The sequence below is a fragment of the Tenacibaculum profundicola genome (genome assembly GCF_057220795.1).
In genome coordinates this window covers 860,434-875,954 of record NZ_CM170137.1, presented here as the reverse complement: position 1 = coordinate 875,954, position 15,521 = coordinate 860,434, and the positions used below count along the sequence as shown (strand labels likewise).

At 32.7% G+C, this 15,521-nt stretch carries 11 protein-coding genes; 7 read left to right on the top strand and 4 right to left on the bottom strand.

Going from position 1 to position 15,521, the window contains the following annotated elements:
• Positions 1-167 precede the first annotated feature (167 nt).
• Positions 168-3,326: a TonB-dependent receptor gene (locus tag AC2TDS_RS03610; protein ID WP_484737758.1), complete on the top strand. Its 3,159-nt coding sequence runs from the start codon at positions 168-170 to the stop codon at positions 3,324-3,326.
• Positions 3,327-3,472: 146 nt separating this feature from the next.
• On the opposite strand, the gene pepT is transcribed toward AC2TDS_RS03610, so the two are convergent.
• From pepT to AC2TDS_RS03595, 3 genes are all read right to left on the bottom strand, one after another.
• A complete protein-coding gene (gene pepT, locus AC2TDS_RS03605) occupies positions 3,473-4,711 on the bottom strand; it encodes a peptidase T (RefSeq protein ID WP_484737757.1) in 1,239 nt (412 codons plus the stop codon).
• A 134-nt stretch (positions 4,712-4,845) separates the two neighbouring features.
• Complete coding sequence (locus AC2TDS_RS03600; RefSeq protein WP_484737756.1) at positions 4,846-5,400, bottom strand: hypothetical protein; 555 nt, start codon at positions 5,398-5,400, stop codon at positions 4,846-4,848.
• Positions 5,401-5,446: 46 nt separating this feature from the next.
• Positions 5,447-6,511 carry a DUF3810 domain-containing protein gene (locus tag AC2TDS_RS03595; protein ID WP_484737755.1) on the bottom strand — a complete coding sequence of 355 codons (1,065 nt, stop codon included), beginning with the start codon at positions 6,509-6,511 and terminating at the stop codon, positions 5,447-5,449.
• Positions 6,512-6,638: 127 nt separating this feature from the next.
• On the opposite strand from AC2TDS_RS03595, the gene dnaB reads away from it, so the two are divergent.
• On the top strand, positions 6,639-8,165 hold the full coding sequence (gene dnaB / locus AC2TDS_RS03590; RefSeq protein WP_484737754.1) for a replicative DNA helicase: 1,527 nt from the start codon (positions 6,639-6,641) through the stop codon (positions 8,163-8,165).
• Positions 8,166-8,236: 71 nt separating this feature from the next.
• Positions 8,237-9,496, top strand: coding sequence for an asparagine synthetase B (locus tag AC2TDS_RS03585; protein WP_484737753.1), 1,260 nt, complete (start codon positions 8,237-8,239; stop codon positions 9,494-9,496).
• Positions 9,497-9,743: 247 nt separating this feature from the next.
• On the opposite strand, the gene AC2TDS_RS03580 is transcribed toward AC2TDS_RS03585, so the two are convergent.
• Entirely contained in the window at positions 9,744-11,384 is a 1,641-nt protein-coding gene (locus AC2TDS_RS03580; protein ID WP_484737752.1) for a helix-turn-helix domain-containing protein, read from the bottom strand.
• A gap of 424 nt (positions 11,385-11,808) precedes the next feature.
• Between AC2TDS_RS03580 and AC2TDS_RS03575 the strand changes: the two genes are divergently transcribed.
• From AC2TDS_RS03575 to AC2TDS_RS03560, 4 genes are all read left to right on the top strand, one after another.
• Complete coding sequence (locus tag AC2TDS_RS03575; RefSeq protein ID WP_484737751.1) at positions 11,809-12,654, top strand: transketolase; 846 nt, start codon at positions 11,809-11,811, stop codon at positions 12,652-12,654.
• A gap of 193 nt (positions 12,655-12,847) precedes the next feature.
• Complete coding sequence (gene bshA / locus AC2TDS_RS03570) at positions 12,848-13,978, top strand: N-acetyl-alpha-D-glucosaminyl L-malate synthase BshA (protein WP_484737750.1); 1,131 nt, start codon at positions 12,848-12,850, stop codon at positions 13,976-13,978.
• 11 nt (positions 13,979-13,989) lie between these two features.
• On the top strand, positions 13,990-14,559 hold the full coding sequence (locus AC2TDS_RS03565; RefSeq protein WP_484737749.1) for a sigma factor: 570 nt from the start codon (positions 13,990-13,992) through the stop codon (positions 14,557-14,559).
• Between the two features lie 49 nt (positions 14,560-14,608).
• Positions 14,609-15,520, top strand: coding sequence for a sterol desaturase family protein (locus AC2TDS_RS03560; protein WP_484737748.1), 912 nt, complete (start codon positions 14,609-14,611; stop codon positions 15,518-15,520).
• Position 15,521: the final 1 nt, after the last annotated feature.

The following is a 15,521-nucleotide window of genomic DNA, read 5'->3' as shown; positions in this document are numbered from 1 at the left end:
ACCTAAGATATTTATTTTTCAGATCAATTTTGTGTTTAATACACTGTTTTTTAGGAGTGAAAGCTTTGGTTTTGAGTCTTTTTTATGACCGATGATAGAATTAAAAAAAAAGTTAAATTAATGTTAATTATTTTCTAAATTTGCCTGACAAATTTAAAATATAGGACATGAGAAAATTTTTAATGTTTTTTTTTCTGTTAGGAAGTATCTGTGCTTTTTCACAGGTAACAACCTCTAAAATTAAAGGAACAGTAACCAGTACCCAGGGTGAACTATTATTTGGGGCAAATATTGCTGTAGAGCATATACCCACAGGAACTTTATCGGGAGCGATGGCTCAAGAAAACGGAAGGTACACTATACCAAATTTAAGAGTAGGAGGGCCTTATAAAATTACATTTAGTTACGTTGGATTTAAAAGTTACGAGGTTAATAATGTATTTCTAACCTTAGGAAAGACAACAATCATAAATGGAAAATTATCTGAAGGAGGAGAAGAATTAGAAGAAGTTGTTATTTCAAGTACAAGAAATAAAACTTTCAATAGCGATAGAACTGGTGCACAAACGAGTGTTAGCGCTGTACAATTAAAAACATTACCAACAATTTCTCGTTCTGCATCAGATTTTACAAGATTAGAACCAACTGCAAGTAACGGTTCATTTGGAGGAAGAAACGACCAATTCAATAATTTCTCTTTGGATGGTTCTATTTTTAATAATCCTTTTGGTTTAGATGCCGCAACACCTGGTGGGCAAACGGATTCTCAGCCAATATCATTAGATGCTATAGAGCAAATTTCGGTATCTACAGCACCGTATGATGTGACATTATCTGGATTTACAGGAGCATCTGTGAATGCAGTAACGAAGAGTGGAACTAACGACTTTAAAGGAACGGTTTATGGTTTTTATAGAAACCAAGATTTAACTGGTGGTAAGATAAATGGAGAAGAAGTTGTAAAACCTAAATTATCACAAAACCAGTATGGTGTTAGTATTGGTGGTCCCATTATAGAGGACAAGTTGTTTTTCTTTGCAAATTTTGAAAAAGATGAAAGAGAAGATTTAGGAACAAATGGTTGGGTTCCTAACAATAATGATGGAGTAACAGCAGTTAATGAATCTTCAGTACTAGAATCAGACTTAATGGCGGTAAGCTCGGCTTTAAGAAATTTAGGATATGAAACAGGTGCCTATAAAGATTTTACCTATGGTTCAGGATCTACTAAAGGAATTTTTAAATTAGATTGGAATGTTAATGAAAAACATAGATTAGCGTTAATTTATAACTTTTTAAGAGCATCTAAAGAAAAACCAGCGCATCCAACTGCTTTAGGTTTAAGAGGTCCAGGAGCAAATACATTGCAATTTGAAAACTCAGGATATGAAATCAATAACAACATTGATTCGTTTTTATTAGAGTTAAATTCGAGTTTTAATGAAACTACTACAAATAAATTACAAATAGGGTATACCTATTTCGACGATTTCAGAAACCCTTTATCAACTCCAGCCCCAGTTATTGCAATACAAGATGGAAATGGAAGTAATCATATTATCGCTGGACACGAACCTTTTTCTATTAACAACCAGTTAGACCAAAGAGTATTTCAAGTAACAAATAATATGAATTTCTTTGAAGGAGATCATACGTTTACTGTTGGGTTTTCATTTGAGAAATTCATGTTCCAAAACTCTTTTAATTTAACAAACTACGAGTCGTTTAACTTTGGTATTTTTCCTTACTACGGTTTATTTAATGCTTATCCAGATGTGGCTACTTTCCTTGCCAATGCTCAACAGGGCGGATTAGTAGATCAATATTTAACAGCAACTCAAAACGCGTATAATTCCTTTAATAATAATCCAGTGGGCACAGATGGAGGTTGGAAATTGTCTGAGTTAAACGTTGGACAATTGGCTTTTTATGTTCAGGATGAATGGGAAGTAAACGATGAGTGGAAATTAACGTACGGTGTTCGTTTTGATAAGCCTTTGTTTTTCAATACATCAGAATTGATCCAAAATTATATTGACACAGATAATGGAGCTTCAAGAGACAATTCTGTAATGTATTTTAATCCAAATACCAATGAAGAAGTAGCTCTAAACTCGACAAAAATGCCGACAAATCAATGGCTTGTTTCTCCAAGATTTGGCTTTAATTGGAATGTAAATGGTGACAGTAAATTACAAATTCGTGGAGGTACTGGTGTATTTACAGGACGTTTACCTTTTGTTTGGTTAGGAAACCAAGTGAGTGGGGCAGATGATGGCTTTTTCCAAATTGTAGATCCAGATTTTAAGTTCCCACAGGTTTGGAGATCGAATCTTGGTGCAGATTATAGATTTGAAGACGGATTAGTGTTAACAGCTGATTTGGCGTATACAAAAGATATTAATGGAGCACATGTACAAAACTGGGGATTAAGAAACCCTACAGAGAGATTAGTTGGTGTAGACAACAGATATTACTACACTGACAAAGGAAATAATGCATATGTATTTACAAATTCTGATAAAGGAAGAACGTATAACGCTTCTTTCAAAGTTGAAAAATCATTTGAAAATGGATTGTATGCTAATTTAGCGTATAGTTACTTGAATTCAAAAGACGTAAACTCTATTGAGGCAGAGATTACAGGTGATGCTTTTGCTTTTAACCCGGTGGTTGGTAATGCTAATAATGACGTGCTAACGTATTCAAAATATGGAGATACACACAGAGTTATAGGTGTTGCTTCTAAAAAGTTTACCTATAATGGAGGTAAAATGGCAACAACGATATCTACGTTTTTTGAGTATGCAAAAGGAGGAAGATTTAACTATACTTATGGAGGAGATATTAATAATGATGGATCTGGCGTTAATGATTTGATTTATGTTCCTACGGCTTCTGAATTGAATCAAATGCAATTTACTAACCCAGGAGAAGCAGCAGCTTTTGAAACCTATATACAGCAAGATGAGTACTTAAGTTCAATAAGAGGTCAATATGTGGAGAGATATGGAGCTTTAGCACCTTGGAGAGGAAGATGGGATATGAAAATATTGCATGATTTTAACTTTAACGTATCAGATAAAAAACAGAATACAATTCAGTTAAGTGTTGATGTTTTGAATGTTGGTAATTTAATCAATTCTAATTGGGGAGTGGTTCAGAGACCAAATAACGTTCAACCATTAGGGGTTTCGTTTCCTGGAGGTGACTATACTCAAGAGCCTGTTTACAGCTTCAATTCTAATTTGAAAGAGACATTCAATTCGGATAGTAGTTTACTATCGCGTTGGCAAATGCAATTAGGTTTACGTTATATTTTCTAGTAAAATTAAAATCAAATAGCAATTGATATAAAACGCAAAAGAATATTATCAGTTCTAAGAAAAAAAAATCCGGTGATGTTAGTCACCGGATTTTTTATGTATAATATCTTTTCGAATGCTAATTTACCAACCATAATTATTTATGGTTAAGCAAACTTTTCAGATACTTTTTGTGCAATACCAACAATCACCTCACTAGCCTTTACGATACTTTCAGCTGGAACGTATTCATATCTACCATGAAAATTATGACCTCCAGCGAAGATGTTAGGACAAGGTAAACCTTTATAAGATAATTGAGAACCATCCGTACCTCCTCTAATAGGTTTAATTAATGGAGAAATCTCCATATCTTTCATTACTTCCTCAGCGATATCAATAATGTGCATCACAGGAGTGATTTTTTCTTTCATGTTGAAATACTGGTCTTTAAGTGTGATCTCGATTAAATCTTTACCCAGTTTTTCATTCATCATACGTGCTAAATCTAACATAGCCTGCTTACGATTTTTAAACAAATCCATATCGTGGTCTCTGATGATGTAATGTAGGGTTGTTTTCTCAACAGTACCTTCCATATCATGTAAATGGAAGAAGCCCTCGTAACCAGTGGTGCTTTCTGGTACTTCATCTTCTGGTAACGCATTGATAAATTGACTAGCAATGGTCATCGAATTCACCAATTTTCCTCTAGCGTACCCTGGATGCACCATTTTACCATGTATGGTAATTTTTGCACTGGCGGCATTAAAGTTTTCATACTCCAATTCACCAATTTGACTCCCGTCCATCGTATAAGCCCAATCAGCACCAAAAGCGGCTACATCAAATAGATGTGCTCCTTTACCAACTTCTTCATCAGGAGTAAAACAAATACGTATTTTCCCATGTTTAATTTCAGGATGTTGAATCAAATACTCCATAGCTGAAACTATTTCTGTAACCCCAGCTTTATCATCAGCACCTAATAGTGTAGTACCATCAGTGGTAATAATAGTTTGTCCTTTGTACTGGAGTAAATCTTCAAAATAATCAGGAGAAAGAACGATGTTCTCTTCTTTATTCAAAAGAATATCTTTTCCATCATAGTTCTCATGAATTTGAGGCTTTACATTAGTACCAGTAAAATCAGGACTGGTATCTATGTGTGCAACAAACCCTACGGTGGGTACTTCATAATCTAAATTACTAGGTAAGGTTGCCATTATGTAACAATTTTCATCCAATGTAACATCGGTCATCCCTATCTCTTTTAACTCTTTCTCAAGAATTCTAGCAAGATCCCACTGGTTTTCAGTACTGGGAAAAGCAGGGTTGTTCGGATCACTTTCAGTATCAATAGTTACGTATTTTATAAATCTGTCTATGATATGTTGTTTGTTCATGAAGTTAAATTTAAAGCCCAAAAATAGGAATACCAAATGAATTTTGAAATGAACTATACAGTAAAATATTTTATAGTAACAGTTTATACTAAAGGAAGCAAAACAATAAAAGTGATTTTAATACCCGAAAAAGACTATTTTAAACGTACCTTATCTATTAAATTAACGGCTTTGCAAATCCGTTCATCAACTAAAGAATCGCCATATATTTCTGTTTTAATATGTAAAAAATTATCGCTATTCACTTTGGTAAAAACGTTCAATATATGGTAAGGATATTTTCCTTTTTTACCCTTAGCTAAACTGTAATAAGAAGTATTTTGATTGAGTTTAAAATCTTTCACCCTTATTTCTTGTAGTTTCATATGTGAATTATCGTTCGAAATTTTTTGTTTAAACGATGCGTCAATAGCAATTGGAGAATGAATTAAAGAAACATCAAACAAGGTTGCTTTCGTTAAATTTAAGGTGGTGTCTGCGGCATAAATTGATGTTTGAGTATCGTCGAAATATAAGTTTATTTTCCAGTTTTTAGGCAGTGATACAATGAATAGATTTCTAATGTCTTCTATGTCAGATAAACCAGTGTATTGAGAAACGCCAGAACATTGAAAATCTTTTTTTAGTTCAGAAGAAGAATGACAGCCGATAAATACTAAAAGAGTAAAAAAGAGAATGATATTTTTCATAAATCTATAGAATATTCGTGTTTCGTAATGATTGTGATTAAATGTATTATTTGTTAAAATAAGCGATCAACAAATCTACCACATAACTGTAAGAATTAATACCATTGATTTGATTGTTTGCTTTTAAATATGAATGATACCCTTTTTTAAAATAAGGCTCAATGGGGTTTTCAAATTGTTTCCAATGTAAATAACTATTTCGATAATCCTTAAAAATGCCTTTATGGACGGTTTTTTTAAGCTCTCTAGCCAAACGAGAGTCTCTCTTTTGTAATTCATGAATACAATATTGAAAAGCCATGCGATAACCAGCATACTTAAAATAAATATCTTTATTATGAATACAAGCCAAAAAACCAACAAAATTAGCATCGTTTTCAGCAGCCCAACCAATTTGATGAGCCATTTCATGACAGGTAGTCGAAGCATATCCTGTTTTTGGAATTTGGTGGTTAATTTGTGCCTCACCAGTTATTGGATTAATATACCCTGAAGTACCATTATACGACTGTAATAAACTAACCAAAGAACTTTTAATAGAAGAAGTGGTGTACTTTAATTGAGGGTACACCTTTGCCAGTTCTTTAAAACCATCAGGAGCTCTCGTATATATTTCTCTTGAAGAATAAGGAACAATGACGACTAATGAATCATTAGCTGTAATGTCAAGATGAACTGTATTCAAACTATCAGCTATTTTTTTTGTAGCCAAATACAGTTGTTCTGTACTGTATTCAGCCTGTTGTAATCCTAAATTTTTAGCTAAGGGTTCTCTAAAATAATTGAAACCCCAGAAAGTATAAAAACAAAAGTGAATAACAGATATAAAAGCACCTAACTTTAATACATGTGAAAGAAAGTTTCTAAATCTAGTTTTTATTAATGAAAATAAACTTTTCATTAATAGGAATACTAAAAAAAAACCTAAAATATCTCCTATAGAGAAAGGAATCCACCCTAAAATAATACGCAGAAATTTAGAAATATATTGATAAATGCCATCACTATAATACTGTTCTATCCACCTTGGGTTTTGACTTACAAATTGTACAAAAATGTATTGAACAGGCAGTAAAATAATTAATATAATATTCGGTTTTGAGTACTTCATAAGTACCAAAAATAAGAAAGATGGAACGTTATTAACAAGTTAATAACAATTTTGTTCACCAAAATGTGTAAAAAGAAAGTTAGGATTGATATCAATAAATATCATCATAAAATCTACATTTGTAGTCATGGGAAAAATACAATCAGTAAGAGGGACAAAAATTGATAAGGCTCGTATTATAAATTTAGAAAAAGGGAAGTTACCACCACAAGCATTAGACCTAGAAGAGGCGGTTTTAGGAGCAATGATGATTGATAAAAAGGGGATTGATACCGTTATTGATATTTTGCATCCAGAAGCGTTTTATGACAAACGCCACCAAGAAATCTACACAGCTATTTACGCACTTTTTCAGAACTCAGAACCTATTGATTTATTATCAGTGTCAAATCAATTGAAAAAAGAAGCAAAGCTAGACATTGTCGGTGGAGACTTCTACCTGATCGGATTGACACAAAAAGTAGCTTCTTCAGCCCATATAGAATTTCACTCAAGAATCATTCTTGAAAAATACATACAACGTACCTTAATTACTATTTCTTCTGAAATTATTGAAAATGCCTATGATGAAACGGTAGATGTATTTGATTTACTCGATGATGCGGAAGGGAAATTGTTTGAGGTAACACAAGGGAACCTTAAAAAAGGAGCAGAGAAGGCAGATTCTTTAGTGCAACAATCAATCAATAAAATACAAGAAATCTCTACAAAAGAAGGTATGAGTGGTTTAGCTACTGGTTTTACCAAGTTAGACGCTTTAACTTCGGGCTGGCAACCTTCCGATTTAATTATTATCGCAGCACGTCCTGGTATGGGAAAAACGGCATTTGTAATTTCAATGGCAAAGAATATGGCTATCGATTTTAATCATGCGGTGGCTGTTTTCTCGTTAGAGATGTCATCGGTACAGTTAATTACACGTATGATATCTTCTGAAACAGGGTTAACTTCAGAAAAATTACGTAAGGGAAATTTAGAACCTCATGAATGGGAGCAGTTAAATGTTAAGGTCAAAAAGCTATCTGACGCACCTATTTTTATTGATGATACGCCGGCATTGTCTATTTTTGATTTACGTGCAAAAGCACGTCGTTTAGTTTCTCAACACGATGTTAAAATATTAATTATTGATTATTTACAGCTAATGACGGCTGGTGGAGCAGGAGGAAATCGTGAACAAGAAATCTCAAGTATTTCTCGTAATTTAAAAGCATTAGGAAAAGAATTGAATATACCGGTAATAGCCTTGTCGCAGTTGTCACGTTCGGTAGAAACCCGTGGTGGAAGTAAACGCCCATTACTATCGGATCTTCGTGAATCTGGTGCCATTGAGCAGGATGCCGATATTGTTTCGTTTATTTTTAGGCCTGAATATTATGGAATGACCGAATGGGATGATGATGATCATACACCTTGTGAAGGTCAGGGAGAATTTATTGTTGCGAAACACCGTAATGGTGGTTTGGATAATATTCGATTGAAATTTACTGGGCATTTAGCTAAATTCTCAGATTTAGAAGAAGGATTTAGCAGCGAGTTCCAGTCAAGTATGAACACAGGCTTTAATGACGAAGTATCGTCGAGTAATTTTGCTTCTCCCGAAGATGCTTTTGGGGCACCCGATAATGGAGGTGTAGATGATGTGCCTTTTTAAATATAGAAAATGCTAAAAAAGTTTACATACACAATTAAATGAGTATAATTGTGTATTTTTAATTTCTAACAATGAAGAAAATTTTACACATAATTGTATTGGCGTTTTTCTCAAACTCACTTTGGGCATCTTTTATTTATGTTCCTATGAGTCATGAGAACCAGAAAAATCATTTAAAAGCCTATGGTATTGTGTATTATGCTTTACAGAATGGTTTAAAGGCAAAGTGGTTATTAAACTATGACGGAGGTGCTTTTTTGATAGAAAATAACGAAGTAGTAGAAAAAGAATGTAAAATAAGAGGCGTTTCTTATCAAATAATTTCTGATGTAAAGTCACAGTTGATATTAGAAGAAATTTCTTCCCCATCAAGAAATCAAGAAGCTGTAACACTTGAGAAAGCACCGAAAATAGCTGTGTACTCTCCGAAAGATAAAATGCCTTGGGATGATGCGGTAACTATGGTACTAACCTATGCCGAAATTCCGTTTGATGTGGTATATGATAAAGAAGTGCTAAACGATAAGTTATTATTGTATGAATGGTTGCACCTGCACCATGAAGACTTTACTGGGCAATATGGTCGTTTTTACGGAATGTACAGAACAGCACCTTGGTATATTCAACAAAAGAAAGATGCAGAAGCATTGGCAACGAAACTAGGGTACAAGAAAGTATCAATAGAGAAAGGGGCAGTAGCCAAGAAAATAAGAGATTATATAATTGGAGGTGGATTTATGTTTGCGATGTGCTCTGCCACTGATAGTTTTGATATTGCACTAGCTGCTGATGGTGTTGACATCTGTGAAAGTATGTTTGATGGTGATCCTTCAGAACCTAGCTACCAATCTAAAATTGATTATACCAAAACGCTTGCTTTTAAAGATTTTGAATTAATTCGAAACCCAACAATGTATGAGTTTTCTTCAATTGATATGACCCGAAAACGAAAAATTAATAAAGAAACCGATTATTTTACCTTGAAAGAATTTTCCGCAAAATGGGATCAGGTACCTACCATGTTAACTCAAAATCATACCCAATTAGTAAAAGGCTTTATGGGGCAAACAACGTCTTTTGATAGAAATACGATAAAATCAACAATTATGGTTTTGGGTGATAGTAAAATGAATGGAGAAGCACGTTATATTCATGGAACCAAAGGAAAAGGAATGTTTACTTTTTATGGAGGCCATGATCCTGAAGATTATCAACATAGAGTGGGTGATCCAAAAACTGAATTAGATTTACATCCTACCTCTCCAGGATATCGTTTAATTCTCAACAATGTGTTATTCCCAGCTGCAAAAAAGAAAAAACAAAAGACTTGATGTATTAAAGCAGGTTGAAAAGTTTTGCTCCATGTCAGGCAGCGATCATTTTTAGTATTATGATAAAGTAACAACTTTTGTCTTTTCTAACGTGTCAATAAAATAAGGCAGTTTTAACTCGGTGAATTTCAAAAACCTTTAGAAAAGGATTGTGATTTTTATACCCAACTTTCAAATGGTATAAGATAAATAGCAAAACTCTTATTGGGCAATTCATATTTTTAAAAGTACATTGGTATCTCGTGTTTTAAAGAATGGTTGATTTTTCTAATTCCTTAATAAAATAGGAGGGTTTTAACTCAGCAAATTTCAAAAAAGCTTTAGAAAAAGATTCAGTATTTTTATAACCGACTTCATTTGCGATCGCTTTTACGGTGTATTTTCTCCATACAGCATCATTTTTTAGACGAATTACCGTATATTCAATTCTAAGCTTGTTGATATAATTTGTAAATGTCATGTTTTTATGCTGATTAATAACTTTCGATAAATAATTGGCATTGGTGTTAAATTTGGCAGCCAAATTTTGAAGATTGAGGTTGTTGTCTAAATATTCTTCCTTTTGTTCAAATTGTATGAGACAATTAAGAAGAAGCCTAACTGTTTTATCTGAAATATTAGAAGTAGTCTCTCTCGGAGTTAGATCTGTTATTGGTTCCGAATGATGGCGTACCAAACTCTTTTGTTGAACAAGATGTAAGAAACGTTTTTTATAAACACGTTTCCTTCGTATTAAGTAAACGATTAGTATTATGGAAACAAGTAATACAGAAATAAAAAGAAACACATTTCTCGCAGCTTGTTGCTTTTCAAGTATTAGCTGTTTTATAATTGTATTCTTTTCCAACTGTAATTTAGGAATGTCATATGCATCCGTAAATGTTTGTTGCGTTTTGTTTGTTTCTAATAGATGATGCTCTTTCAACTCTAAAAGTTTATTGGTGTAGACCAATTGTTTTTCTAAGTTATTTTTTTGCTTATAATAATCTATCAAAAAAATAAAGCTTTTTGTTAGACCAGGGGATTTAATTTTTTCTAAATTATAGATAGAGTCCGCTTTAATATGGTACATATAGGCTTGGTTATAATTATTTGTTTTTTCATAGGCGGAAGCGATATTGGCATAAGTATAAATTAATATTCTGAAGTTTTCATCATTAATCAGAGAAGGAATGGCTTTTTGATATGAAACAATCGACTTATCATAATGTTTTTGATTTGATTCAATGTGACCTTTTATATAATATGTGTATCCTAAACGAACTTCATCATTTATAGTGTTATATAGTTTAATAGCTTTTTTATTATAGAAATAAGCGGAATCTAATTCATTTAGTTTAATGTAAATACTGGCGATATTTAAAGGTAGAGATAAAAATTCATAGTTATTAGTGAAGTGGTTGTTGTTATGTATATATGCATAAGCTTTTTTATAAAAACTAAGAGCTTCCTTTGGTTTTCCAATAGAATTTTTAGCCAGTCCAAAGTACATGTTTTTCATAGCTGATAGGCTATCATTCTTGATTTTTTTTAAAGAGCGTTCTGCTTTGATTAACTCTTTTGCCATTTTATTCGTTTGTCTTCTATCATGATGAAATTTTAACTTTCTTAAATAAATGGCAGTAGGGAAATTTTTGTTTGGTTTTTGTTGATAGACTTTAATTAATGAATCACAAAAATTCAGATAAAGATTATCCTGCTCCTTAATATCTGCCAAATAATACTTTCCGCGTATCATTTTCATCGTGTCATTTTCCTTTTGAGCTTTTAAAAAATAAGCCTTGGCACATACAACAGCCTTTCTTGTGTCTGCTTTACTCTCATAAAACAGATCGCCTAATTCTTGATATTTTTTTTTAATTAAAGAATCCGGAAATTGCGTTGTCATTTGTGCGCTTGTTTGCATACAACATACAAGTAACAAGCAAAAACTAAGAAACATTTTTATAGATAACGGCATAAATGATAATTAAGGGGGTCAAATCTACCTATTTTGTAGGAATAATACAGATATAGCTGCTTTATTTAAGGTGCTTGTTATTAGTGTTTTGTGTTTTTTTACAGTCTGTTTTCATGAAAACAGACTGCAATAGCTTGTAAAAAAGAAAAAGAATGAGGTACTTTGAATCACGTAAATATATGAAGGGTTCAAAACAATTTATTAGATAGGGAAAATTAATTGAAAAAGACAACTGTTGAACATATGAACCCTTTTTTTTATCTTATGGTTTGGATTTCTTTCTAGAAATAAAAAAAGTAATTGTCAATTCTTATTTAAACAATTACTTTTGTCATTATAAAATAAAATAATAATGTCAATAACACAAAAACTACAAGATTTTACGCAACAAGTTCGCAGAGATATTGTTCGTATGGTTCACGCTGTAAATTCAGGTCATCCAGGAGGTTCATTAGGGTGTGCTGAATTTTTTACTTGTTTGTACCAAGAAATCATGGATTATTCTACTGATTTTAATATGGATGGTAAAAATGAAGATGTATTCTTTTTATCAAACGGACATATATCTCCAGTGTATTACAGTGTTTTAGCTCGCAGTGGTTTCTACCCAGTTGCAGAGTTAGCTACGTTTAGAAAACTGAATACACGTTTACAAGGGCATCCAACTACGCACGAGCATTTACCTGGTATTCGTATTGCTTCGGGATCATTAGGTCAAGGAATGAGCGTAGCCATTGGTACAGCTGAAGCTAAAAAATTGAACGGAGACAGTAAAATTGTTTATTCTTTGCATGGTGATGGAGAATTACAAGAAGGTCAAATATGGGAAGCTACCATGTATGCCGCTGCTAAAAAAGTTGATAATCTAATTGCTACAGTAGATGTAAATGAAAAGCAAATAGACGGTACCACGGATGAAGTATTAGCCATGGGAAGCTTAAAGGCAAAGTTTGAAGCTTTTGGTTGGGATGTACTGGAAATAAAAGAAGGAAATAATTTACAGGCCATTTTAGATGGAATGGCAGAAGCTAAAAGACGTACAGGAAAAGAAAGACCAGTTTGTGTATTGTTATACACAGAGATGGGGAATGGAATTGATTTCATGATGCATACACATGCTTGGCATGGTAAAGCACCAAACGATGAGCAATTAGAATCTGCATTGGCGCAAAATCCTGAAACTCTTGGTGATTATTAGAAAGTTATTAGAGTAAATAACGAAGTCATTATTTATAAAACGAAACGTCATTGTCAATATGGGTGAAATAATCTAATTAATAGATGATTTCAATCTGTTCATGATGACGCTTTTTTGTGAAAACAGTTAAAATAAAACGTTTTTAATACTGTAAATTTACAACGTTAACCTTAGATAAAATAAAATTCAAAAAATGAAAATAGGCATTGTATGTTACCCGACATTTGGGGGTAGTGGAGTCGTAGCAACTGAACTTGGAATGGCGCTAGCTGATAATGGGCATGAAGTACATTTTATAACATATAACCAGCCAGTTCGTTTAGATTTTATTTCGCATCGTTTACACTTTCATGAGGTGAGGTTAGAAGAATACCCCCTATTTCAATACCAACCTTACGAACTTGCCTTGTCGAGTAAAATGGTTGAAATTGTGGAGAAGTATCAGCTTGAAGTGTTGCATGTGCATTATGCAATACCCCATGCCTATGCAGCGTATATGGCAAAAAAGATGTTACTTGATAAGGGGATTAAAGTAAAGGTAGTTACCACCTTACATGGAACTGATATCACGTTGGTAGGAAGTCATCCAACGTATAAAACTGCTGTGGAGTTCAGTATCAACAAATCGGATGAAGTTACTACAGTTTCCAATAGTTTAAAAGAAGACACCTTGCGTTTATTCAATATTGATAAAGAGATAAAAGTAGTCTATAATTTCATTGATGGTAAAAAGTACAACGCTATAGATGAAGAAGAATGTAAAAGAGGTGCTTTAGCTGATGAATCTGAAAGAATTTTGACACATATTAGTAATTTCAGACCAGTGAAACGAACGGAAGACGTTATTAAGATATTTAATAAAGTACAGAAAGAGTTACCTTGCAAGCTTCTAATGGTAGGAGATGGGCCGGAACGTATAAAGGCAGAATATTTAGTAAAAAAGCTCCAATTAGAAGAGAAAGTTATGTTTTTAGGTAATAGCGGTGATGTTGCTAAAATTTTATGTTTTTCAGATGTTTTTTTACTGCCCTCTGAAACGGAGAGTTTTGGGTTGGCGGCATTAGAAGCCATGGCGGCAGGAAATGCTGTGATATCAACTAATTCCGGTGGGTTACCTGAAGTGAATAGTCATGGTAAAACAGGGTTTTTAAGTAATGTTGGTGATATTGATGATATGGCCAAAAATACCATCCATATTTTAAAGAGTGACACGCTATTAAATGAGTTTAAACAAAACGCGAGAGAACATATCAAAGCTTTTTCACTAGAAAATATTTTGTTGCAGTATGAAACAATTTATAAAAGTTGTTATGCTGATAATTAGTATGATATAAAATGGATTTTAATACAATTTGGAATACTTACCAAAGTCAGATTTTTAATTTTATAAAAACGAGAATAAATACGGTAGCTCATGCAGAAGATGTGTTACAAGAAGTTAGTATTAAGCTATTCACGGCACTTAATAATAAAACTGACATCTTGAATTACAAGGCTTGGCTATTCAAAATAACAAGGAATTTGATAGCAGATTATTATAGAAAAGAGGTGCCGATGTATTATGGTGAATTTGACTTTGAAGCCAGTGAAGAGGGACCTTGTGTTTGTGATTTGTCAGGTTTTGTGATTAAAAACTACTTACCTGGTGATTATGGTGTTCCGTTATACATGAGTGATATAGAAAGAAAATCACAAAAAAGAATAGCTAAAGAATTGAACTTAACAATTCCGGCAACAAAATCAAGAATACAAAGAGCTAGAAGAAAACTTCAAGACTTAATAGTAAGCTGCGTTGATATAACCCGCAATAAAAAAGGTAAAATCATTGATTACCAACTAAAAAACAGCTGCGTACTTCCGTCTGAATTGCAAGAAGAAATAAAAAACATAAAATTAGTAGTATAAAGCTGCATCTTTTTAGACCCTCATTACGTCTTCAAAATAAAGTATAGTAATGAGACCTTATAAAATTTTACCAGTTATTGTTGTTCCTTTGTTATTAACAATTGTTTCATTAATCCTTTATTTAGTGATACATAAAGAGATGAATTATGAAATAGCTACGTATATAATTTTCGTTTTTACGACATTGTATATCTTAATATTTGAAAAGGTAATACCGCTTAAATCTTTGTGGATGCCATCAAAAAATAATAATTTTATAGAATTAAAACACTTTTTCATATCTACTGTTGTTTTTGATGCTTTAGGTAAAGCGCTTACCCTGTTATTTGTTTTATACATTCATGAGGTTTATTTTGAACCATATTATTTTTGGGAGCAATTCTCTTTCAGTCTGAATTTTGTACTAGCTACGATTATAGGAGAGTTTCTACCTTATGTTTATCATAGAATAAGTCATATTGGAAGAGAGAGCTCAAAAACCAGTTTGTTTTTATGGAAAGTCCACGCAATACACCATATACCTACTCGTTTAAATTGGTTTAAAACGAATTGGATTCACCCAATCAATACATTGATCAACGTGTTTTTAAAATTAGTACCTCTTTTATTATTGGGTTTTAGTAAGGAAATAATTTTTGTAGTGAATAGCATACATATAGTAATCGCTTATATGTCTCACGCCAACATGAAAACCATTACGGGTATTTTAGACTATTTCATAGTAACACCGCAAATACATCATTTTCATCATAGTAAAAATAAAGAAGAAGCGAAAAACTTTGGAAATAGTATTCCGTTCTGGGATTTAGTTTTTGGAACGTATTATAATAGGAAAGGAGTGGTAGAAAATGTTGGAGTCATGGCGTCTAAATTATTGAACTATCCAAAAGAAGGGAAATATATAAAACAAATGTTATTCCCTTTTCCATCTGAAAAATGTTGCTGGAAAAAAATGAAATAAT